At 69.4% G+C, this 21,986-nt stretch carries 22 protein-coding genes and 1 tRNA gene; 11 read left to right on the forward strand and 12 right to left on the reverse strand.

From position 1 onward, the window contains the following. Positions 1-11 precede the first annotated feature (11 nt). A complete protein-coding gene (gene rph / locus A3G1_RS0103785) occupies positions 12-737 on the forward strand; it encodes a ribonuclease PH (RefSeq protein ID WP_018348137.1) in 726 nt (241 codons plus the stop codon). Continuing rightward, on the forward strand, positions 734-1,315 hold the full coding sequence (gene rdgB / locus A3G1_RS0103790; protein ID WP_018348138.1) for an RdgB/HAM1 family non-canonical purine NTP pyrophosphatase: 582 nt from the start codon (positions 734-736) through the stop codon (positions 1,313-1,315). Before rph ends, rdgB begins: the two co-directional genes overlap by 4 nt. A gap of 54 nt (positions 1,316-1,369) precedes the next feature. On the opposite strand, the gene A3G1_RS0103795 is transcribed toward rdgB, so the two are convergent. From A3G1_RS0103795 to A3G1_RS0103825, 8 genes are all read right to left on the reverse strand, one after another. Further along, a tRNA-Leu gene (locus A3G1_RS0103795) sits at positions 1,370-1,455 on the reverse strand. A 22-nt stretch (positions 1,456-1,477) separates the two neighbouring features. Continuing rightward, the gene (locus A3G1_RS39405; RefSeq protein WP_083936719.1) at positions 1,478-2,002 is read right to left on the reverse strand and encodes an HNH endonuclease signature motif containing protein; all 525 of its coding nucleotides are present in this window, start codon (positions 2,000-2,002) and stop codon (positions 1,478-1,480) included. A gap of 71 nt (positions 2,003-2,073) precedes the next feature. Then, on the reverse strand, positions 2,074-2,475 hold the full coding sequence (locus A3G1_RS0103800; protein WP_018348139.1) for a PLD nuclease N-terminal domain-containing protein: 402 nt from the start codon (positions 2,473-2,475) through the stop codon (positions 2,074-2,076). 122 nt (positions 2,476-2,597) lie between these two features. Then, on the reverse strand, positions 2,598-3,065 hold the full coding sequence (bcp, locus tag A3G1_RS0103805; RefSeq protein WP_018348140.1) for a thioredoxin-dependent thiol peroxidase: 468 nt from the start codon (positions 3,063-3,065) through the stop codon (positions 2,598-2,600). Further along, the gene (locus tag A3G1_RS32970; protein WP_018348141.1) at positions 3,062-4,051 is read right to left on the reverse strand and encodes a hypothetical protein; all 990 of its coding nucleotides are present in this window, start codon (positions 4,049-4,051) and stop codon (positions 3,062-3,064) included. Before A3G1_RS32970 ends, bcp begins: the two co-directional genes overlap by 4 nt. Positions 4,052-4,060: 9 nt before the next feature. Then, a complete protein-coding gene (locus A3G1_RS0103815; protein ID WP_018348142.1) occupies positions 4,061-4,792 on the reverse strand; it encodes a DsbA family protein in 732 nt (243 codons plus the stop codon). Beyond that, positions 4,789-5,346, reverse strand: coding sequence for a DoxX family protein (locus tag A3G1_RS0103820; protein WP_018348143.1), 558 nt, complete (start codon positions 5,344-5,346; stop codon positions 4,789-4,791). The genes A3G1_RS0103815 and A3G1_RS0103820 overlap by 4 nt, the downstream gene beginning before the upstream one ends. Before the next feature lie 16 nt (positions 5,347-5,362). Continuing rightward, positions 5,363-5,890: a sigma factor gene (locus A3G1_RS0103825; protein WP_040477578.1), complete on the reverse strand. Its 528-nt coding sequence runs from the start codon at positions 5,888-5,890 to the stop codon at positions 5,363-5,365. 69 nt (positions 5,891-5,959) lie between these two features. Here A3G1_RS0103825 and A3G1_RS38065 point away from each other — a divergent pair, with 69 nt between their 5' ends. The 4 genes from A3G1_RS38065 to A3G1_RS32980 all read left to right on the forward strand — a co-directional run bounded on the left by A3G1_RS38065 (position 5,960) and on the right by A3G1_RS32980 (position 10,596). After that, the gene (locus A3G1_RS38065) at positions 5,960-6,559 is read left to right on the forward strand and encodes a zf-HC2 domain-containing protein (RefSeq protein ID WP_018348145.1); all 600 of its coding nucleotides are present in this window, start codon (positions 5,960-5,962) and stop codon (positions 6,557-6,559) included. Then, a complete protein-coding gene (locus A3G1_RS0103835) occupies positions 6,556-8,172 on the forward strand; it encodes a copper resistance CopC/CopD family protein (protein ID WP_018348146.1) in 1,617 nt (538 codons plus the stop codon). Before A3G1_RS38065 ends, A3G1_RS0103835 begins: the two co-directional genes overlap by 4 nt. Before the next feature lie 18 nt (positions 8,173-8,190). Then, positions 8,191-8,883 (forward strand): YcnI family protein, encoded by a 693-nt coding sequence (locus A3G1_RS0103840; protein ID WP_018348147.1) that lies wholly within the window; start codon positions 8,191-8,193, stop codon positions 8,881-8,883. Positions 8,884-9,360: 477 nt separating this feature from the next. Continuing rightward, a complete protein-coding gene (locus A3G1_RS32980; RefSeq protein WP_083936720.1) occupies positions 9,361-10,596 on the forward strand; it encodes a L,D-transpeptidase in 1,236 nt (411 codons plus the stop codon). A 197-nt stretch (positions 10,597-10,793) separates the two neighbouring features. Here the strand turns inward: A3G1_RS32980 and A3G1_RS0103850 are convergent, their stop codons facing one another. Further along, on the reverse strand, positions 10,794-11,324 hold the full coding sequence (locus A3G1_RS0103850) for a hypothetical protein (RefSeq protein WP_018348149.1): 531 nt from the start codon (positions 11,322-11,324) through the stop codon (positions 10,794-10,796). Positions 11,325-11,515: 191 nt separating this feature from the next. Between A3G1_RS0103850 and A3G1_RS0103855 the strand changes: the two genes are divergently transcribed. Continuing rightward, positions 11,516-12,361: an SGNH/GDSL hydrolase family protein gene (locus A3G1_RS0103855; protein WP_040477334.1), complete on the forward strand. Its 846-nt coding sequence runs from the start codon at positions 11,516-11,518 to the stop codon at positions 12,359-12,361. 3 nt (positions 12,362-12,364) lie between these two features. On the opposite strand, the gene A3G1_RS0103860 is transcribed toward A3G1_RS0103855, so the two are convergent. After that, positions 12,365-13,531 (reverse strand): ROK family protein, encoded by a 1,167-nt coding sequence (locus tag A3G1_RS0103860; RefSeq protein WP_018348151.1) that lies wholly within the window; start codon positions 13,529-13,531, stop codon positions 12,365-12,367. 169 nt (positions 13,532-13,700) lie between these two features. On the opposite strand from A3G1_RS0103860, the gene A3G1_RS0103865 reads away from it, so the two are divergent. From A3G1_RS0103865 to A3G1_RS0103875, 3 genes are all read left to right on the forward strand, one after another. Next, positions 13,701-15,791 carry a HelD family protein gene (locus A3G1_RS0103865; RefSeq protein WP_018348152.1) on the forward strand — a complete coding sequence of 697 codons (2,091 nt, stop codon included), beginning with the start codon at positions 13,701-13,703 and terminating at the stop codon, positions 15,789-15,791. Between the two features lie 137 nt (positions 15,792-15,928). Then, positions 15,929-16,105: a type II toxin-antitoxin system HicA family toxin gene (locus tag A3G1_RS0103870; protein ID WP_018348153.1), complete on the forward strand. Its 177-nt coding sequence runs from the start codon at positions 15,929-15,931 to the stop codon at positions 16,103-16,105. Continuing rightward, positions 16,102-16,512 carry a hypothetical protein gene (locus tag A3G1_RS0103875; RefSeq protein WP_018348154.1) on the forward strand — a complete coding sequence of 137 codons (411 nt, stop codon included), beginning with the start codon at positions 16,102-16,104 and terminating at the stop codon, positions 16,510-16,512. The genes A3G1_RS0103870 and A3G1_RS0103875 overlap by 4 nt, the downstream gene beginning before the upstream one ends. A gap of 14 nt (positions 16,513-16,526) precedes the next feature. On the opposite strand, the gene A3G1_RS32985 is transcribed toward A3G1_RS0103875, so the two are convergent. Together A3G1_RS32985 and A3G1_RS0103885 are read right to left on the reverse strand one after the other, a co-directional pair. Then, a complete protein-coding gene (locus A3G1_RS32985; protein WP_083936721.1) occupies positions 16,527-17,510 on the reverse strand; it encodes an endonuclease/exonuclease/phosphatase family protein in 984 nt (327 codons plus the stop codon). Positions 17,511-17,595: 85 nt separating this feature from the next. Then, positions 17,596-18,693, reverse strand: coding sequence for a hypothetical protein (locus A3G1_RS0103885; RefSeq protein WP_018348156.1), 1,098 nt, complete (start codon positions 18,691-18,693; stop codon positions 17,596-17,598). A gap of 378 nt (positions 18,694-19,071) precedes the next feature. Here A3G1_RS0103885 and A3G1_RS0103890 point away from each other — a divergent pair, with 378 nt between their 5' ends. Beyond that, positions 19,072-21,969, forward strand: coding sequence for a M36 family metallopeptidase (locus A3G1_RS0103890; protein WP_018348157.1), 2,898 nt, complete (start codon positions 19,072-19,074; stop codon positions 21,967-21,969). The last annotated feature ends 17 nt before the right edge of the window (positions 21,970-21,986 follow it).

Below are 21,986 nucleotides of genomic sequence, written 5' to 3' on the forward strand. Positions count from 1 at the left end.
AGGGTGGGAGGATGTCCCGTCCCGATGGCCGCACAGCCGACGCCCTCCGCCCCGTCACCATCACCCGCAGCTGGTCCAAGCACCCCGAAGGCTCCGTCCTCGTCGAATTCGGCGACACCCGGGTCCTGTGCACGGCCAGCATCACCGACGGCGTCCCGCGCTGGCGCCGCGGCTCCGGCCTCGGCTGGGTCACCGCCGAGTACTCCATGCTGCCCAGGGCCACCAACACCCGCAGCGACCGCGAAAGCGTCAAAGGCAAGATCGGCGGCCGGACGCACGAGATCTCCCGCCTGATCGGCCGCAGCCTCCGTGCCTGCCTCGACCTCAAGGCCCTCGGCGAGAACTCCATCGTCCTCGACTGCGACGTCCTCCAGGCCGACGGCGGTACCCGCACCGCGGCCATCACCGGCGCCTACGTCGCCCTCGCCGACGCCGTCGACTGGCTCGCCGCCCGGCACAAGCTCGCCGCCAGCCCCGCCAAGGCCCTGCACCGCTCCGTCGCGGCCGTCAGCGTCGGCGTCATCAACGGCGAACCCCGCCTCGACCTCTGCTACACCGAGGACGTCGCCGCCGGCGTCGACATGAACATCGTCTGCACCGGCACCGGCGAGTTCGTCGAGGTACAGGGCACCGGCGAAGACGGCGTCTTCGACCGCGACCAGCTCAACGCCCTCCTCGACCTCGGCGTGGCCGGCTGCGCGGAACTCACCGCACTCCAGCAGAAGGCCCGGGCATGAGAATCCTCCTCGCCTCGCGCAACAAGAAGAAGATCGTCGAACTCCGCCGCATCCTCACCACTGTGGAGATCGTCGGCCTCGACGACGTGCCGCCCTTCCCCGACACCGTCGAATCCGGGCTCACCTTCGAAGAGAACGCGCTGCTCAAGGCCCGCGACGGCGCCCGCGTCTCCGGCATGCCCTGCGTCGCCGACGACTCCGGCCTCGCCGTCGACGCCCTCAACGGCATGCCCGGCGTGTTCAGCGCCCGCTGGTCCGGCCGCCACGGCGACGACCAGGCCAACCTCGACCTCCTGCTCGGCCAGATCGGCGACGTCCCCGACGAGTACCGTGGCGGAGCCTTCGTCTGCGCCGCGGCCCTCGTCATGCCCGACGGCACCGAACACGTCGTCATGGGCGAGATGCGCGGCACGATCATCCGCGAGGCGCGCGGCACCGGCGGTTTCGGCTACGACCCGATCTTCGTCCCGGACGGCCACGAGGTCACCTCGGCCGAACTCACCCCGGAAGCGAAGGACGCGATCAGCCACCGCGGCCAGGCCTTCCGCGAACTCGCGAAGGTGATCGCGGAACTGTAGGACCCGAGCACGAGAACGGGGCTCACCGGTTGCCTGGTGAGCCCCACTCGTTGCTGGTGCGGGAGGAGGGACTCGAACCCTCACGCCCGAAGGCACAGGTTCCTAAGACCTGCGTGGCTACCTGGTTACACCACTCCCGCGTCCCATGCAGTGTAAGGCCAGCTATGCGTGATCTGTCGACTGGCTATCCGGGCGCTTCCGCTTGCCTTTGCCCGCGAAGGTCGGCGTCTGGCTGTGGCAGTTGGGACAGAGGAACCGGAGATTCTCGCGTCGACAGTCTGCGAAGTCGCCGTTGATGTGGTCAACGTGCAACGTGAGAGGCTGACCACGCCATTCAGGTCCGTTACGGCAGAACGAACACTCGTGCGCCGTGCCTAGTTCGACAAGCGCTTGCCGAAGCCGTTGTCCTGCCTGCCTGCGCTGGTCGGGCCTTCTGACGACAAGTACCTCGGCCGGGCTGAGCCGGTTCGGCGGATGAGTGCCGCGGCTGTGCCCTCGGCCGGTGAAGTGCTCCGTGCTGATGCCTTCACGCGTGATCCTGCGGCGGATGTGGGCGTGGCTGCCACCTGTTAGCCGGATGCCGAGCCGTCGCATGACTTCATACACGCTGAAGGACTGGGTTACCGCCGACTCCAGCATCTCCCTGGTATAGCGAACTCTGCTCCATTTTGGACGGATGTTTTCCATGTCCGTACCGTAAACTCAGTCCTCGAAATCTTCGCTCAGATGTGCGAATGACCTGCTGGCTGGGCGTGTCGTCAGCCCTCGCCGGGCTTGTCCTTCTTGTCGTCGCCGTTCTCGTCGCGTTTGCGGAGTTCTTCCTCGCGGCGGCGGAGGTCGGCTTCCCAGTCCTTGAGCAGCTTCTCGTCGTCGGAGTTCTTCCGCTGGGACAGGCCGCGCAGGAAGTCGGGGTCGTCGTCCGGAGCGAGCGGCCGGCTGGGCGGCTGGGGGCTCGCGGGCCGCGCCGGGCCGTCCTTGCGGGGCCGGCCGGCGATGAACCAGGCGATCCAGCCGATCGGCGAGAACAGGATGATCAGCAGGATCCAGAAGATCTTGGGCAGGTTGCGGACCTCGTCCCGGGGCGTGGTGATGCAGTCGATGACGGCGTACACCAGCAGGATGACGTCGAGGACGGCGAGCAGGGCGTAGATACGGGCCACGCGGGCATCATGCCGGATGCGCGCATGGCACCGCGTCCCCGGTACACCGAAATGCTTTTGATCTGAGGCGCAGTGGTGGTTCTCAGGGCGATCCGCAGCCGTCGTCGCCCTGAGAACCAGCCTCACAGCCCGAGGTCGCGGCGGAGTTTGGCTACGTGGCCGGTGGCCTTGACGTTGTAGAAGGCGTGCTCGATGGTGCCGTCCTCGTCGATGACGAAGGTGGAGCGGATGACGCCCATGCTGACCTTGCCGTAGTTCATCTTCTCGCCGTAGGCGGCGTAGGCGTCGAGGACGCTCTTGTCCGGGTCGGAGACGAGGGGGAAGGTGATGGCGTCGCGTTCGGCGAACTTGGCGAGCTTCTCCGGCTTGTCGGGGGAGATGCCGACGACGGCGTAGCCCTGGGCCTGGAGTGAGGCGAGGGAGTCGCGGAAGTCGCAGGCCTGCTTGGTGCAGCCGGGGGTCATGGCTGCCGGGTAGGCGTAGAGGATGACCTTCTTGCCGCGCAGGTCCTTGAGGGCGAGCTGGCCGCCGTCGGCGGTGGCCAGGGTGAAGTCGGGCGCGGTGTCGCCCGCGGTGAGTCGCTCGGTCATGTCGTCACGATATCTCCGCCGTGTGACATGTCCTGGCGAGCCGGGCCGGGGCGGTGCAGGAGTGCGCCTGCCGCGAGCCCGGTTCCGGCGGCGAGGCTGAGGGCGGTGGCGAGCCTGGCGAGGGCGCCGTCCCAGGGGACGGGGGCGATGGCGTGGGTGAGGACGGTGATCTGGGTGAGGCCGGCGAGTGCGGCGAGGGCTGCGCCTGCGAGGCCGAGGGCGAAGTTCGCGGCTGGCTTGCCGAGTGCCGCGTATCCGGCGGCGGCGAGCATGCCGAGTGCCGCTGCCGCTGCCCACAGCTGTCCGGAGTGGAGTGTTTCCGCGTCGGTGTACCGGCCGGCGGTGTCGGCGAGCGCCACGAGCCCTGTCGCGCCCGCTATCGCTGCTGCCAGGCGCAGGTACCGGGACGCGAAGGCCACGGCGCAGCCGCCGAGGAGGATGCCGGCCCACCAGAGTCCTTGCTGGGGTGGGGGTACCCAGTCGAGGGTGCCCGTGACCTGCCCGGTCGCCCCGTCGGCGAGCCGGATCGGGATGGTCCAGTCGCGGAGGCGGTGGGTGCGGCCTGGTTCGGTGCGGGTGATCGGGGGTGGCTGGCCCATCCAGTGCGCGCGGTGGTCGTGCCAGCGGACTGACGACGTGGCTGTGAGCTTCTGCCACGTGGGCGGCAGGGCCGGGTCGCCGCCGGAGGGCTTGCCGGTGTTGAGGTATCCGGCGGGGGAGCTGGTGTTGAGGTATGCGCCGCCGGGGCCGGCTCTCAGGTACGGCTCGCCGGAGTAGCCGAGGATCTCGACGGTGGCGCTGGGGGAGCGGAGTTCGAGGCTGGCGCCGGCTTCGACGGGGCGGACGGTGATGCCCCGGCCGGCCGGGGTGATCGAGGTGACCGTCGTCCGGTAGTCGCTGACGCTGGAGCCGGAGGCGGGGTGGGCTGCCGCCGGGCTGGCGAGTACCAGCCCGGCGGCGATGCCCAGTAGTACTGCCCTGATCACACAGGAAGGCTACTTGCTGGCCTCGGTGACCATCCGGGTGAGTTCCTCGAGTGGCGGCTTGTTCTGGTCGACCTTGGTGCCGTTGACGTACATGGTCGGCGTGCTGGACAGGCCGCGCTTGCTGGCGTCGTCGGTGATCTTCTCGGCCCAGCCCAGGTACTTGCCGTCGCGCACGCAGGCGGCGAAAGCCGGGTCGATCAGCCCGGTGGTGCCGCCGATCGAGATGATCTGGTCGTCGGTGAGGCCCCGGGTGTTCTCGGCCGGCTGCTGGGCGAAGAGCGCCTTGGTGAACTCGTAGAGCTTGTTGCCGTCGGAGGCACAACCGGCTGCCGCCGCCGAGCGGGTGGAGTACTTGGTGCCGCCGGAGAAGCGGTCGAGGATCGTGATCGGGTGGTACACCAGTGTGATCTTGTTGTCCTTGATCCACTGGTCGACGGTCGGCGAGATGGCCTCCTCGAGGTTCTTGCACGCCGGGCACTGGTAGTCGAGGTAGATGTCGACCTTGGCCTTGCCGGACGTGCCGGGGATCGTCATGCCGTCCTGCTCGGCGGTGGCGTTGGCCGGCACCCGGAAGTCCCTGGGCTGCTGGGCCTGCCAGACGCCGTAGCCGATGCCGCCGGCGACCAGCGCGACCAGGACCACGGCGATCGTGGTCCAGATCAGCTTGCGGCGGCGGTCCTCTGCGGCGATCTGCTGCCGGACGAGCTTCGCCGCGGCCTTCTGCTCGACTCGTTTGCTCACGTTTCGTCCTCTGTCGACTCTTCTGCTGACCGCGGCTCGTCCGCTGACCCGGCCGGGGTGCCGGCGAGGAACCCGTCGAGCGAGAACCACGTCCGGGGCCGGAGTACCAGGAATCCAGCGGCGGCCATAAAGCCTATATCGCGCAAAGTCTCCCAAAAGTAATTGGGGGACTCGCCCTCGCCGAGCGCCCCGCCCTTGCTGAAGCAGCCGCAGTCGATCTGCAGGCCCCGGACCCAGGCGGAGATGATCCCGAAGACGAACACGCTCAGCAGCGCGATCGACACCAGCGCGACCTGCCGGGTGAACAGCCCGGCGAGCATGAGCAGCCCGAGGGTCACCTCGACGAACGGAAGTGCCGCCCCGACGATCTGCGCCATCGTGGGCGGGAGCAGCTCGTAGGCGTTGACGGCGCGTACCGAGCCGCTCAGGTCTGTGATCTTCGAACCGCCGGCCCAGAGCCATACCCCGGCCAGCAGTAGTCGGCAAATAGTACTAAAAATCGGATTCCAGCGGCTCACAGGAGCCGCCACGGGAACGTCAAGAAGCTGCACCATCCCCCCGGAAGGTGTGTCAGACGGTGAGCGCCGCCGAGACAGCGTCCACCAGATCGGCGCGAGCCCGAGCGACTCGCGACCTGATTGTCCCAATAGGCACTGATTCGATCTCAGCGGCCTCGGCATAGGACAACCCGAGCACCTGGGTGAGGACGAAGGCCGTCCGGCGCTCGGCGGGCAACCGGGCCAGCAGGTCGCGCCCGCTGATCCCGCCGACCGGGTCCGGCTGGTGCCCGGCGGCCTCGAAGGCCCCGTCGGCCCGGCGCTGCCTGACGACCACCCGGATGTGGTCGGCGCAGGCCCGGCGGGCGATGCCGAGCAGCCACGTGCGCACCGTGGACCTGGCCTCGAACTTCGGCAGGGCGCGGAAGGCCCGCAGGTACGTCTCCTGGGTGAGGTCGTCGGCCGTCCCGGTGCCGGTCAGCGCCGCGCACAGCCGCCACACCTCGGCCTGGGTCTCCCTGACCAGCGCCGCCTGCGCGACCGGGTCGCCGTCCCGAGCGGCGAGCGCCCAGCGCGTCGCCGGATCGAGAGGGGGATTCACAAGAGCCGAGAATACGGGAGTGTCGCGGGTCACGGGAACTCGCGCGGGCCGCTGCCCGACTACCAGTACATGAACTGTGGTGCGGTCCGGGCGGCGCTGTCTGCCCACTTCGACGGTGAGGCGGCGGAACTCTCGGCAGAGCAGACGGCTGCCCACCTGTCGGGCTGCGCGGCCTGCCGGGAGTGGAAACTGCGAGCCGAGCAGGTCAACCGGATGGTCGCGGTTCCCGTCCAGGTCCCTGACCTGACCGAGCGGGTGCTCGCCGCCGTCATCGACCAGGAGCGTGCTGCCCGGCGCGCCAGGTGGCAGATCCTCCGGATCGCTGTCGGTGCCGCGGCTGTGATCCAGCTCCTGCTCGCTCTTCCGGTACTCCTGGACGGAGGCGCCGGCCCGCACGCCAGCCGCGAGATGGCCTCCTTCGACATCGCGCTGGCGGTCGGGTTCCTGCTCGCTGCGTGGCAGCCGGCCCGGGCGCGTGCCTTCGTACCCGTGGCGGCCGTCCTGGCCTTCTGCTTCGCGCTGACGAGCAGCATGGACGTGCTGAACGACTCCACGGCCCTCGCGCACGAGACCGGGCACCTGGTCGCGCTGGTGCAGGCGGGGCTGCTGTGGGCGCTGGGGCGCACCTCCGCTGCCGGTACGGGAGCCCCCGCTACGGTCAGACCGTGAAGAAAACGGGCCTCACCCTTCTCGCGCTGCTCGCGGCGCTGATCGCCGTCCTGCTGCCGGCCGGGCCTGCCAGCGCGCACGCCGCGCTGCTGCGGACGGACCCGCCTGCCGGTTCACTCGTCGAGCAGGCCCCGCGCGACATCAAGCTGTACTTCAGCGAGTCCGTCGACGTCGTCCCCGGCCAGCTGCGGATCATCGGCCCGGACGGCAGGCGCGCCGAGCGGGGCGAGCCGAAGGTGACCGGCGCGGAGGTGGTGATCGGGCTGCGCGAGGACCCGCCGCGCGGCACGTACCTGGTCACCTACCGCATCCTCTCCGAGGACAGCCACCCGATCTCCGGTGGCTTCTCGTTCTCGATCGGCACGGTGTCGTCGACGCCGACGGTCCCGGACGGCAACGGCGAGGCCGAGGTCGACCCGGTCGTGAAGAAGCTCGTGCCGGCGGCCAAGTACCTCGGCTATGCCGGCCTGGCCCTGATGACCGGCCCGCTGATGCTGGCCACGGCGCTGTGGCCTGCCAGGCTGGCCCGGCCGCGCAGGCTGGTGTGGAGCGGGTTCGGGCTGCTGGCGGGGAGCACGGTCCTCGGCTTGTACCTCCAGGCGCCGTACGTCACCGGTTCCGGCCTCTTCGAGGTCTCCGGCAGTGATCTGTCCGAGGTGCTCAGCAGCAAGTACGGGTTCGCCGGCCTGGCCCGGCTGGCGATACTCCTGGCAGCAGTCCCGTTCGCCCGCCGGGTACTGGCGGGCACGGCGGTGCGCTCCGACCAGGTCCTCCTCGGCGTGCTGGCTGCGGCCGGCTCGCTGACCTGGCCGCTCGCCGGGCACCCGAGCGCCTCGCCGGCCCCGCCGCTGACGGTCGGGGTGGACGCGGTGCACCTGCTCGCGATGGCCGTCTGGCTCGGCGGCCTGGCCGGGCTCGCCGCGTACCTGCTGCCCAAGGGCAACGAACGCGAACTCGGCGCGATCCTCCCGGTCTGGTCCCGCTGGGCCGGCTGGGCTGTCGCCGCGCTCGTCGTGGCCGGCCTCGCCCAGGCGCTGATCGAGATCGGCACCCTCGAAGCGCTGTTCAAGACCCGGTACGGGCAGTACGTCCTGATCAAGGCCGGGCTGCTGGCCGTGCTGATGGGCGTGGCCTTCTACGCCCGCAAGCTGATCGCCCTGGCCCGCACCAACCCGCTGCGCAAGCTGGTCATCGGCGAGATCGGCGTCATCGCCGTGGTCCTGGTCGTGACGGCGCTGCTGGTGCAGACCACGCCGGCCCGGACGGCGATCGCGCTGCCCTCCTCGCGCGACCTGCCGTTCTCCGCGACCCTCACCAGCCAGTACTTCCGGGTCCAGCTCGAACTCGACCCGGGGTCCACCGGCAGCAACACCCTGCACATGTACGCGTTCACCCCCGAGGGCCAGCCGATCAAGGTGGAGGAGTGGGGGGTGAGCATCGCGCTTCCCGCCCAGGGCATCGAGCCCGTCGACGTGCCGGTACTGGCGCTCACCTCCGACCACGCGACCGGCGAGCTGACCTTCCCAGCGGCCGGAGCCTGGCAGCTGCGGGTCACGCTGCGCGTCTCGGACATCAACCAGGCCACCGTCAGCCAAGTCGTCCAGATCAAGTAACCGAAAGGTCAAACTGTCATGCGTAAGCTGCGCGTACTCCTCGCAGGCCTCGGCGCCGCTGCCGTTGTCCTCGCCACCGCCGCCCCGGCGGCCGCACACGTCACCGTGGACGGACAGGCGAAGAAGGGCGGCTACGCCCGCGTGGTGTTCCGCGTGCCGAACGAGAGCGACACGGCCTCGACCGTCAAGCTCGAGGTCAACCTGCCCGAGTCGCAGCCGATGTCGTCGGTGCGCACCCAGCCGGTACCCGGCTGGACCGCCGAGCTGGTGAAGACCAAGCTGGCCACGCCGCTGGAGTCGCACGGCCGGAAGATCACCGAGGCGGTCACGAAGATCACGTGGACGGCGACCTCGGAGGACGCGCAGATCAAGCCCGGCCAGTTCCAGGAGTTCCCGGTGTCGGTCGGCGCGCTCCCGCAGGCAGACCAGATGGTGTTCAAGGCGATCCAGACCTATTCGGACGGTAACGTCGTCCGCTGGATCGAGGAGAAGACGGGTGCCGAGGAGCCGGCCAAGCCAGCTCCGGTGCTGAAGCTGGTGTCCGACACCGCCCCGGCTCCGGCTGCTGCCGCGAAGTCCGCGGACGCGAAGGACGAGAAGAGCGACGGTGTCTCGCTGGTCGTCGGCTACGGCGGGCTGGTCGCAGGGCTGCTGGCTCTGGGGCTGGCCGCCGCGGCGTACGCGCGAGCCGGGAAGAAGACCGCCCAGTAGTCAGTGGACAGTCCACAGGAGAGGCCCCCGTGCGGTGCGTCGCGCGGGGGCCTCGGTGTCACCGGAGCTGGCCTGTCACTACGGCTGGTGTGTCACCAGGGCCAGAAGTGACAGCAGTGGTGCCACCAGGGAGCGATCAGTACGCCGATGCCGAGCAACATGACGTTCTCCTTTCGCCGGAGATGACCGTTTCATCATCTCTCGTGGAGGTAACGCTATCTGTGCCGGTACATCATGAATAGACCTTTATTTGGGTCTCAGATCTTGCTATGACCTGCATGTACCCACCTGCGCACACATGACCGCAGGCAAATATTGCGATCCGCGGAACAGGGCGGAACAGATTGGCGGATCATTCGCGCCGCGTGCAACCATCCACATCAGTCGCAGCGTTTAATGTCACGGATCCACGGCTTGCGCGCGCCCTGAAGCGGCGGGGACCCTGGATGGACGACTGCCCAAGGAAAGGTGGCTGCAATGTCGGTTCGGTCGCGCCGCGGAGTGCTCGGCGCTCTCGCAGGTGCCCTGGCGCTTCCCGTCCTGGCCGCCTGCGGCCCGGAAGAGGGGAAGAAGTCCGGAGCATCGGGAGCGCAGCCCGAATCGGGCCAGCAGACCGCAGGAGCCGGAAAGCCGGCTCAGGCCGAGGCCGCCATCACGATCACCCCGGCCAACGGCGCGACGGGCGCCAGCCCCAGCCTGAGCGCCGTGACGGTCAAAGTGGACAACGGCACCCTGGAACAGGTCGTCATGACCAACCAGGCTGGCAAGGAAGTCAAGGGCACCCTCGCGGAGGACAAGAAGAGCTGGACGCTCGGTGAGCCGCTCGGCTACGAGAAGAGCTACACGGTCAAGGCTTCCGCGGTGACGGCCGAGGGGAAGAAGAGCGAGGCGACCAGCCAGTTCACCACCCTCAAGCCCGCCAACAAGACCATGCCGACCATCACGCCCGGCAACGGGACGTTCGGCGTCGGCCAGCCGGTCATCGTCAAGTTCGACGAGAAGATCAAGGACCGCAAGGCCGCGATGCAGCACCTGTCGGTCACGACCTCCCCGCAGGTGGAGGGCGGCTGGCGCTGGTTCAGCGACAGCGAGGTGCACTGGCGGCCCAAGGAGTACTGGAAGACCGGCACCAAGGTCACCGTCAAGGCCGCTGTCTACGGCGTCGACCTCGGCGGCGGCCTCTACGGCGAGGACGACCGCTCGACCACCTTCTCGATCGGCAAGTCGAAGATCGCGATCGCCGACCCGGACTCGAAGAAGATGCAGGTCTACATCGACGGGGCCCTGGTCAAGGAGTTCCCGGTCAGCCTCGGCAAGGGCGGCGTGAAGAACTTCGCCAACGGCAAGACCGTCGACTACTGGACCCGCAAGGGCCCCCACGTCGTCATCGGCAAGCAGAACCCCGTCCGGATGACCTCCGCCAGCTACGGCGTCCCCGCGGGCACCACCGAGTCCTACGACCAGGTCATCGGCTACGCCGTGCACATCTCCTACGCCGGTGAGTACGTCCACCTGCGCGACTGGAAGCTCGGCGACCTCGGCAAGGTCAACGACTCACACGGCTGCATCAACGTCGGCCCGGGCAACGCCCAGTGGTTCTACGAGACCTTCGGCCAGGGCGACATCGTCGACGTGAAGAACGGGCCGAAGATGCTGGAGCCGGGCGACGGCTGGGGAGACTGGGTAATCCCCTACTCCCAATGGGCCAACTGACCGTTTGGACCCGGTGAGCGAAAATCTGAGCTGCGCAACGCAAAAGCCCGTGTACAACCAGTACACGGGCTTCCGCGTTGCTTGTCAGATTTCCGCTCACCGGGCCACTTCGGGTTAGATCAAAGACTCAGATCAAGATCTTTGATTTTGTACCGGGGGCGGAAAGTGGCCGTCCACTGGGGAGTGGTGGCTTGTCCTCAGTTGAAGGAGAAGACGACCAGAGTCGCGTTGAGGGCGTTCAGGCCGTTGAAGAGGCAGTCCAGGTTCGGGGTGACGACCGGGGCCTCGGTACCGGTGTCGCCGGCCAGGGGGCCGGTGTTCACCTGGATGCTCACGGCGGCGCTGCCCGTGGCCAGGTTGGTGTTCAGGACGGCGGAGATGCCGCTCTGCTGGCCGGTCGGCGTCCAGGTCAGCGTCCCGGTGAGGGTGATGGTCAGGACCAGGGTGCACGGGTTGAGGCCGGGTGCTGCTGTCGCTGTGCCGGAGGCGGTGAGGGTCGCCGACTTCAGCTGGGTGTAGGCGCCGTTGACGGAGACGCAGCCGGTGAGTGTGCCGGTGGCGGACACGGCGACCGTGCCACCGCTGGTGAGGGCGGGAGTGAAGGTCGCCTGGGCGGCTCCGGTGCAGGCCAGGTCGCCGACGGCCGCCTGCGCGGGGCCGGCCGGGACGGTCAGCGAGGCGAGCGCGAGGGTCAGTGCGGTTCCGAGAGCCAGCAGTCGTCGTCTCATGAGGACAGTTACCTCCTGTTGAGAAGCCAAGCACTCTTCGTATCCATCGGCTGAGATCGACACAAGGTGCTGTTCCGCTGGGCGAGATGCTGGCGTGGAGTGCGCAGGTGGCGGAACGTGAATGAATGGCGAGGTGCCAGCCGGATATCTGACTGTCCTCATTGGGCGGTTATGCCAGTAGGCTTGTCCGCGTGCGCCGGATAGCCGTGGCTCTGCTCGCTCTCGCGTCCATCGCCGCCTTTGCCTGCAAGTCGGGGAATCCTGGTCCTGGCCCGGGGCCGACCTCGACGGGCAAGGGCCTGCCGTCCTCGATGGCGGCCCTGGGCGACTCGATCACCGCCGGGTTCGCTTCCTGCCTGCTCCCGCAGCCCTGCCACCGCAACTCGTGGTCCACAGGGGACGGTTCGCAGACCCGGAGCCACTACCAGCGGATCCGCGCGGCCAACCCGGCGATCGACGGCCGCGCGTGGAACCTGTCGGTGTCCGGTTCACGGGCCAGCGGGCTCAACGCGCAGGCGCAGCAGGCCGTGGCCAAGGGCGCCCAGTACGTGACGATCCAGATCGGCGCGAATGACGCCTGCCGTCCGTCAGCGGGCGAGATGACCAGCCCGGAGGACTTCCGCGCGCAGGTCGACACCGCGCTGAGGACGCTGAAGCAGGGCCTGCCGAACGCGAAGGTCTTCGTGGCGAGCATGCCCGACCTGTACCGGCTGTGGGAGATCGGGCACACCAACCAGGCCGTCGTGCGGGTGTGGGGCGCGGCTGGCGTGTGCCGGAGCATGCTGGCGAACCCGGTCTCGCAGGCCAGCGCCGACCGGCAGCGCCGTAACGACGTCCGCGACCGGGTGCGCGCCTTCAACCGCGCGCTGTCGGCCGTCTGCTCCGGCTACGGGCGCAACTGTGACTACGACGGCGGGGCGGTCAGCCGGTACGACTTCACGGTCTCGCAGCTGTCCCCGGTGGACTTCTTCCACCCGAACCAGGCCGGGCAGGACACGCTGGCGGAGATCACGTGGAAGGCCGGGCCGTACAGGTAGCGGTCAGCGGGTCGGCGGCACGGGCTGGGGGAGGCCGGGGGAGTCGACGGAGAAGAGGCGTTTCTCCAGCTCCTCGGCCGCGTAGCTGAGCGCTCCGAGCGTCACGCTGTCCGCGCCCAGTGACGAGACCACCAGCGGCGGCGATTCGGGGCAGAGCTCGGCGAGGGCCGCGCGCAGCGGCTCGACCAGGACGTCGCCGGAGCGGGAGAAGCCGCCGCCGAGGACGACCAGCTGCGGGTCGAGGGTCAGCACCAGCGCCGCCGCCCCGACAGCGAGTCTTTTCGTGTACGCCGCGACTGCCGCGACGGCCGTGGCGTCCCCGCCCCGCGCCGCGGCGAACAGCAGCTCCCCGGCGACCTCGGCTGGCGTGCCGTCCGGGACGACCGGGCTGGCCAGCAGCTCCGGGGCCGCCCCGGCCCACCGGGAGGCCGGGAGGGTGCCGATCTCGCCCGTCGCGCCGGTGTGCCCGTGGTAGAGCGAGCCGGCCAGGATCATCGCGGCTCCGGTACGCCGGCCGGCGTGCAGGAAGACGAGGTGCTGGACGTGCCGGGCCACGCCCCGCCGGTGCTCGGCGAGCGCGGCGAGCTTGGAATCGTTCTCGACGACGACCGGGCACGCGTACTGGCTCTCCAGGTGCGCCAGCAGCGGAGCCCCGGCCCAGTCGGGGATGGAGTCGGAGCGGGTGACCGTGCCGGCCCGGTCGACGATGCCCGTGGTACCGGCGGTGACGGCCCACAGGCTGGCAGGCGTGAGCCCGGCGGACCGCAGGCACTCGCCGGCCGCGGCGTCCACGGCGGCGAACCGCTCCTGGTACGAGCAGCCCGGCTCGATCTGGAGGTGGGCGGTGGCGAGCACGGCGCCGTCGAGGTCACCGATCGCCGCCCGGACGTGGTACGCGCCGATGTCCATGCCGAGCACCCGGCCGGCCTCCGCGCGGAACCTGTACCGCCGGGCAGGCCTGCCCAGCCCGCCGGCCGCTGGCGGCTCGACGGCGGCCCAGCCCTGGTCGAGCAGGACGCCGAGGAGATCCTCGCAGGACGGCCGGGACAGCCCGGTACGCCGGACGAGGTCGGAGACCACCTGGGGCTGCTGGCCGCGGAGCGCGCGGACGACGGTCAGCGCGTTGAGCTGCCGAAGCCGGGATAGGTCGCCGCCTAGCTGCTCGTCCACGCCTGACAACGTACAGGAAACACAACTATCGGTACATCCTTGGTGATCCCTCGGATAAATCTATCGTGAAGGGGTGGAGGAAACATCGGCCCGGGGACCGATCTGTGCCGTCGGGACGGGTCCGTAAGCTGCCATAGCCCAAAAATGTGAGCAGGAGAGCGGAGCCGCGTTGTCAGACACGCCGTCGACCGTCGAGACCGAGATCGCCACCGAGCAGCAGTACGTGGACCGGGTGTACACCCGGCTGGACGAGCTGCGCGCCGAGGCGGTCGCCAACGAGGCAGCCGGCTACCGGCAGGTCGACGCGCGCACGCCCGGCGCGCTGGTCGAGCGGGATGCCTTCGTCTACCAGGCAGCCCGGAGGCTGCGCTCGCTGGACAGCGAGTACGAGGGGCTGGTCTTCGGCCGGCTCGACCTGTCGGAGGGCCGTAACCGGGTCCGCTACGTCGGCAGGCTCGGCCTGCGCGACGAGGCCATGAACACGCTGCTGGTGGACTGGCGCGCCCCGGCGGCGGCCCCGTTCTACCAGGCGACCCCCGAGCACCGGCTCAGCGTCATCCGCCGCCGCGTGATCCGGTCGAGCGGCCCGAAGGTACTCGGCGTCGAGGACGACCTGCTCGACCCGGAACTGGGCGAGGGCATGACCGTCATCGGCGACGGCGCGCTGATGGCGGCCCTGACCCGGGCGCGCAGCGCGCAGATGCGGGACATCGTCGCGACCATCCAGGCCGAGCAGGACAAGGCCGTCCGGGCACCCGGCTCCGGCGTCACGCTGATCACCGGCGGCCCCGGTACGGGGAAGACGGCGGTCGCCCTGCACCGCGCCGCGTACCTGCTCTACTCGGACCGGCGCCGGTACGAGGGCGGCGGCGTGCTCGTGGTCGGCCCGTCCCCGGTGTTCATGACCTACATCGAACGGGTGCTCCCGTCGCTCGGCGAGAACGCGGTCACGCTCCGCTCCCTCGGTGACGTCGTGGACGGCGTGCAGGCCACCCAGCACGACAACCCGCGGACGGCGGCGCTGAAGGGCTCGCTGGGCATCCGCTCGCTGCTGGTCAGGCTGGTCCGGCAGGCCCCGCCCGGTACGCCGCAGGAGCTGCGCCTGACCTATCGCGGGGAGGTGCTGCGGCTCGACGCGGCGACGTTGAAGGCGGCTCGCGCCCGGGTACACGAAAGAGGAATCCTCCCGAATCACGGCCGCAACCGGGCAGCGGCGGCGCTCATCGCTGACCTGTGGCGGGTCTACCGCGACCGGCTGCGCAACGCCACAGTGGAGGAACGCGACTCCTTCGTCTCCGACATGAAGGAACGCAACGAGCTGCTCGAATTCGTCACCCGCTGGTGGCCGCAGCTCACGCCCCTCGACGTTCTCGGCTGGCTCCGCGACCCGGAGCTCGTCCGCCGCCTCGGCGGCCCGAGGGGGCTGACCTTCGCCGCAGAACCCTCCATCCAGGACATCCCGCTGCTCGACGAGCTGCGGATGCTGCTCGGTGAGCCCCCGAAGCCGAAGCGCACCGACCCGTTCCACGTGATCGACGGCATCCGGGAGCTGACCACGGCCGCCGACCGTGAGTTCGCGTCCCGCCAGCCGATCGTCCGCAGCGAGAACTACGACGAGTACGCGCACGTCGTCATCGACGAGGCCCAGGACCTGTCGCCGATGCAGTGGCGGATGCTCGGCAGGCGCGGCAAGTACGCGAGCTGGACCATCGTCGGCGACCCGGCCCAGGCCTCCTGGGAGGACGCCGCCGAGGCCCGCAAGGCCCGCGACCTGGCCACCGGCCGCACCAAGCGCCACACCTTCGAGCTGACCACCAACTACCGCAACTCCGCCGAGATCTTCAACGAGGCTGCCGCGATCGCCCGTCGCGGCTGGCCGGGGGTCCGGCTTCCTTCAGCGGTACGCACGACGGGGCTCGCCCCCTCCCACCGCGTCTCCGCCAACCCCAGGGAAGCGGTGCGCGCCGCAGCCGCCGAACTGCTGGACCGCCTCGAAGGCACGATCGGCGTCGCCTGCACCATGTCCCGCCGCGCCGAGGTGGCCGGCTGGATCGAGGGCCTCGACCCCGAGCGCCTCTTCGCGGTCGGCAGCCTCGAAACCAAGGGCCTGGAGTACGACGGCGTCGTCGTCCTCGAACCGGGCGACATCGCCACCGAGTCCCCCGCCGGCATGCGCACCCTCTACGTCGTCCTCACCCGGGCCACCCAGGAACTCATCACGGTCGCCACGAGGCCGGACTGGCAGGAACTGCTGAATTAGCTACGCCGGTGTCTCCTATTTTGTATACGGGCGAGCATGCAAAATAGGAGACGCTGGCAGGTATATCCACCCTATACTGGAAAGGTATAGGGTGGATAGACTCACTTCCTGTGAAGCGTAGAGATCTCCTTCGGCGGATGGCGAAGATCGCGGGTGAGCGTGGGAGGGTGCTGGAGCTGCACAGGGAGGGCGGCAGCCATTCCATCTACCGGATCGGCGGTAATCCGATGCCGATCGCGGTCCCCAGGCACACCGAGATCAGCGAACTCACGGCCCGGGGAATCCTCGACCTAGTCCGTAGGCTGTCGGCATGACCGGGAAGGAGCCGCAGGTGGAGCGCCATGAAATCAACGCCCGCGCCGAACGCAGCGGGAAGTGGTGGGCCGTCATGGCCGTCACGCCCGAGGGGCACGAGATCCACACGCAGGCCCGGCGCCTGAGTCAGGTCGAGGCGATGGTCCGTGACGCCGTCGCGCTGGCCTGCGAGTGGCCGGAGGAAACCATCGGCGTCCAGGTGGAGATCGTCCTGCCCGAGTCGTTCACGGTCGAGATCGCCCAGGCCAGGTCGCTGCGTGAGCAGGCGGAAGAGACCAACCGCCGTGCTGCGGAGGCCATGCGGAAGGTGACGCATCACCTGGCCGAGGAGGGATTCTCCCTGGCTGAGATCGCGATGACGCTCGGAGTGTCAAAGGCCAGGGCGCAGCAGCTCGCCGCCGTCTGAGCGGGCTCTTCAGGTCAGAACCGGAACGAGGCTTCGACGGGGCGGTGGTCGCTGGCTGTCGAGCCGAGTACGCGGGTGCCGGTGATGGTCAGGCCCCGGGACAGGACGTGGTCGAGGCGGACCAGGGGCAGCTCGGCCGGCCACGTGAAGCCGAAGAAGCTGCCGGCCTCGCGCTGGGCCTCGGTGAGCTGGCTGGTGAGCTCGCCGAGGCTGCGGTCGGTACTCGCCGTGTTCAGGTCCCCGGCCAGGATCAGGCGGCGGGCCGGGTCGGCGGCGATCGCTGCGGACAGGGCGCGCAGGGTGTCGTCCCGGCGCTGGCTGGCCAGGCCGCCGGCGCCCAGCCGGATGGAGGCCAGGTGCACGACGTACAGGGTGACCTGGCCCTTCGGGGCGGTGACCGTCATCCGGATCGCCCGGACCCAGCCCATGCCGATGTCCACCGGGCGGACGTCGGACAGCGGGTACTTGCTGTAGACGGCCAGGGTGCCGCGCTCGGTGCGGTTGCGGTAGGTGCTGTCGAGTTCACTGTGGAACTTCACCGAGGCGTCGCCCGTGACCTCCTGGAGGGCGATCACGTCGGCGTCAGCCTCGCGGAGCGCGCGGCCGGTCGCCGCCGGGTCGGGGTTGGCCGCGTAGACGTTGTGGGAGAGGACCCGCAGGTCGGCCGATCCGCCCGCGCCACGCGGCAGGAGGGCGGGGCCGAAGAGGGCGACCCAGGCCAGTACCGACAGCGTTGCGGCGATCATGGCCGGGCGGCTCCGGAAGAACACCGCGATCGCGCCGAGGATCGCCAGCGGCACGCCCAGCCAGGGCAGGAAGCTCTCGACGAGCGAGCCGATGCCGTAGCCGTCCGGGATCCACCTGTGCCCGAGCATCAGGGCCGTGACCAGCACGATCATGACCGTCAGGACCAGGGGACCGACAAAGCCCGGCTCTTCCGGCGCCGGGGCGGGCGCTGGCGGGACCGGGCTGGGCGGGGCGGCGGGACGGCGGGCCATGTCTGTCGACGTTAGCGGGTCCCCGTACGGGGTGGCGGGTACTCCCGGAACGGAAATACCCGCAAAAGCCCCAGAAAAGCAGGGATCAGGCGACGGCTGGCTGGGCTAGGCGGCGGCTCGGTGCCGGTGCCCGGCGGATCAGGTACTCGGCGGCGGCCCACAGCACGAGCAGCGCCGGGATCACGTACAGGATCGAGGCGTAGGCGACCGGCGGGGCTTCGAGCAGCCGGTCCTGGAGCCACAACCCGCCGTACAGCGCCGCGGGCGCGGCCACGGCCCCGGCGACCTTCGCGGCCCCTGGCAGCAGGAACGCGAGATCCACGGCCACGGCACCGGCCACCAGCGCGAAGGGCACAGTGGACGGCGGGAAGTCCGTACCGGTCAGCAGCAGCCAGGCCACGGCACGGTACGCGACGTAGATGCCGGCGACGGCTGTGGCGGCCCAGGGGCGCGCGATCAGGTACCGGGCGGCGATCAGCACGATCAGCCCGGCGACGCCGGCCCACACCGGATACACCCAGGACTCGACGGGCATCGCGAAGTTGAGGACGGCCTCGCGGTCGACGGGACGCGAGATCTGGTTCGCGGCGAATTCGAGGAGGCTCGGCTCGGCGTAGGGCGCGCCACGGTCCCAGGCGGCGATGGACAGCACGCCGTACTCCTGGTGCTGGTTGGGGAACAGCACGTTCTCCAGGAAGAACAGCCAGAAGGCCACGGCGAGGAACGGGGCGTTGCCGTTGCGGTACCAGCCCCAGATCACCCCGGCGATCATCATCGCGGTCCCGATGTAGAGCAGCGCGTGGCTGTAGCTCCACGACGTGATGTCGAGCCCGTTGATCTCGTGGTTGAGCAGGTCGATCGGGATGGCGATCAGGAAGACGGCCGTGCCGGACTGGACGAGGCGCAGCGCTGCCTTGTCCATGCCGAAGCCGGTGTAGCTGTGGAACAGGACCAGCGCGATGGCCAGCATGGTGCCGGTGGTGTTCAGCAGGTGCGGCGGGGCCAGGTCGTCGCGCAGCCACTTGAAGTGCCAGGACACGTCCCAGGAGGCGCCGAGCATCTTGAGCAGCAGTGCGAGCGCCCACAGCCGGTAGACGAGCTGGAGAAGTTCCTCGTGCTCGGCGGGCCCCGGGCCGGCCTTGGCCAGCTCGATCTTGGCTTTCGCCTGGTCGATCACGTTCACTGCTGCCGTCCTCCATGTGTCTTTGCCGACACAGTCTGGCCTACCACTCGGTAAAAGAACATCCGGGGAAACCCGTGCGTACTCAGTGCGACTAGCTGACTACTGTACGCAGGTCATTGTGTCGGATGCCTGACAGTGCGACCGAAAAATGCCGTCAACTGGACTTTGTGGACGGCTGAATGGGCGTTCAGGCATTGTGCAAGCCCTTGTCGGAACGGCAGGCTGCGCGGCGGGACGCCATATCGACGTCCTTGCGCCCCGAGGCCCGGCCTGTGGCTGCCGAGGCGCAGCCGGCTTGCCGGACCCCCGCTGGCGCAGCAGAACACAGTAGGGGGTTCTTCAATGGCAGTACCCTCAGCGTCGCCGTCCAGGCGGCGTATGCGCAGCCGGCTGATCCCCGCCGTGGCGACGGTCGTCGCCGTCGCGGCCATGCCTGCTGTCGCGTTCGGCGGCCCCGCCGAGCCGGGCCAGCAGGGCGCGAAGTCGCCGCTGTCCTCGTTCGGCGAGACCGCCCGCGGGGACAAGGGGGAGTTCTACGACGCCCGCAGCGCGGCGGAGAACGGCAAGGCCCTGCAGCGCAACGCGACCAAGATCGCGGCGCAGCCCCGGGCGGGCCTTTCGGCCCTCAAGAGCGATCTCGGCGTCGAGGGGGTAGTCGAGCTCGACTCGCTGACCGGCACGTTCCGCCAGGTCAGCAAGCTGGACGGTTTCCTGACCGGCCCGAGCAAGGCCGCTCCGGACGCCATCGCGCTCAACTACCTCCGTGACCACACCAGCGCCTTCGGCCTGTCCGCCTCGGACATCAACCGGATGAGCCTGCGCAAGGTCTACGTCGACGTCGCCGGCAACAGCCACCTGTCGTTCATCCAGACGGTGGACGGCGTGCCGGTCTTCGGCAACGGCTACAAGGCGCACGTCAGCAAGAACGGTGAGCTGATCTCGATCGACGGCTCGCCCCTCGCCGCGCTGCCCGCCAGCCTGCCGGCCGGCAAGCTCACGGCAGCCACCGCCCGCGACAAGGCGATCGCCAACGTCGGCGGCCAGGCCAAGTCCTCCGCCGTCGTCAAGACGGCCGGCTCCTCGCAGCAGACCACCTTCGCGAGCAACGAGTTCGCGCAGAAGGTCGTGTTCCAGACCGTCTCCGGCCCGCGCTCCGCGTGGGAGACGATCATCTACCCCGGCAAGGACGAGTCGTACACCGTCGTCCTGGACGCCGAGACCGGGGCGGTCCTCTACCGCCGCAGCCTCACGTCGCACTACGGGGACGACGAGGCCCACGGCAGCGTGTTCGAGCAGTTCCCCGGCGCGCTCCGGGGCGGTGACACGCAGATCCAGAACCTGCGTGGCCTGCCGAAGGACGCGACCAAGCTCTCGGGCAACATCGGTCACGTCTACCTCGACCTGAACGACGACAACGCCGCCAACCCGAACGAGGAAGTCGGCCCCGCCGGGCCGGGCGGGAACTTCGTGTACCCGTTCACCAACTTCATCAAGCAGGTCGGCGCCCCGTGCTCCAGCCACTACCAGTGCTCGTGGAACCCGAACGAGTCCGGCTCGTGGCAGGTGAACGCCAAGCAGAACGCCGTCCAGATGTACTACTTCCTGGGCCGCTTCGGCGAGCACCTGGAGCAGTCCCCGATCGGCTTCACCCGTGAGGCCGGCAACTTCGACAGCCGTGACGGCGACGGTGTCCAGGGCCAGGCGATGGACGGTGCCAACACCGCCAGCGGCATGCCCGACGGCAACCACGCCAACAACGCGAACATGTCGACCCCGCCGGACGGTTTCGCCCCGCGGATGCAGATGTACCTGTTCTACAACGACGGCAGCTTCCCGTGGACCGCTGCCAACAGCGGTGACGACGCCAGCATCCTGTACCACGAGTTCGGCCACGGCCTGTCCAACCGGCTCGTGGTGGACGCGCTCGGCCGTTCGACGCTCGGCAACATCCAGGCCGGCGCGATGGGCGAGGCGTGGAGCGACTGGTACGCGATGGACTTCCTGGTCGGCGAGGGCTACACCAACGACCGCAAGCTGGTCGGTGACGTCCGCACCGGTGAGTACGTCGGCCACGGCCTGAACTCCGTGCGCTCGCAGCCGATCGACTGCAAGGTGGGCTGGACCGCCGAGCAGGGCTGCCCCGGCACCGCTGGCGCGGGCCCCGGCGGCTACACCTACGGCGACTTCGGCAAGGTCCGTGGCGTCCCGCAGGTGCACGCCGACGGTGAGATCTGGTCGGAGACCCTGTGGGACCTGCGCCGGGACATCGGTTCCGAGCTGTCCCGCTCGCTGGTCACCCGGGGCATGGAGCTGGCTCCGGCCAACCCCTCCTACCTCGACATGCGCAACGCCATCCTGCTGGCCGACCGGGCCATCTACGGCGGTGCGAACAGCGCCAAGATCTGGCAGGTCTTCGCCGCCCGCGGCATGGGTTTCTTCGCTGCCGCGTTCAACGGCGACGACTCGGCTCCGGCTGAGGACTTCAGCACCCCGCCGCCGGCCGGCACCGCCAAGGTGACCGTGTCGGGCCAGGTCGTCAACGCCAGCAACGGCGCGCCGATCGCCGGTGCGCTGGTCTCCTTCGCCGGGCACCCGGCCGCCACCGGCGGCAGCCTGCAGACGGTGACCGACGCCAGCGGCAACTACTCGGTGCAGGTCGTGCCGGGCACGTACAAGAAGTTCAACGTGAGCGGCGCTGGCTACGAGGTCGTCAGCACCACGCTCGTGGTGACGAGCAGTGGCGCGACGGCCAACTACTCGCTGGTCCGTGACTGGGCCGCCGAGGCTGGTGGCGCGACGATCGCTGGCTTCAACGGCGACGACTACGACATGTTCGGCTGCGGCCCGCGTGCCCTGATCGACCAGTCGCAGGGCGGTGGCTGGAGCTCGGACGTGATCCTGACCCCGGGTGGTGGCTTCGAGTCGCGGTTCGCCGTGATCAAGCTGCCGCAGGCGATCGACATCGCGGACATCAAGATCAACCCGTCGAACACCTGTGGCGACGCCGGCAGCTCCTCGACCGGTGCGTACAAGGTGGAGACCTCGGTTGACGGCACCACCTGGACGCTCGCGAGCAACGGCACCTTCGGTGTCGCCAACCGCAACAAGATGAACAGCGTGACGCTGGCCGGCGGGACGACCGCAGGCGTGAAGTTCGTCAAGTACACGATGCTGACCAGCCAGGTCCCGGTCATCGGCGGCTCCTGCCCCGGTCCGTTCACCGGCTGCCAGTTCGTGGACTCCGTCGAGCTCGCGGTCTACGGCAACGCCAGCTAGTCAGTACTGAGTAAAGG

This window comes from Longispora albida DSM 44784 (genome assembly GCF_000379825.1).
GTDB lineage: Bacteria > Actinomycetota > Actinomycetes > Mycobacteriales > Micromonosporaceae > Longispora > Longispora albida.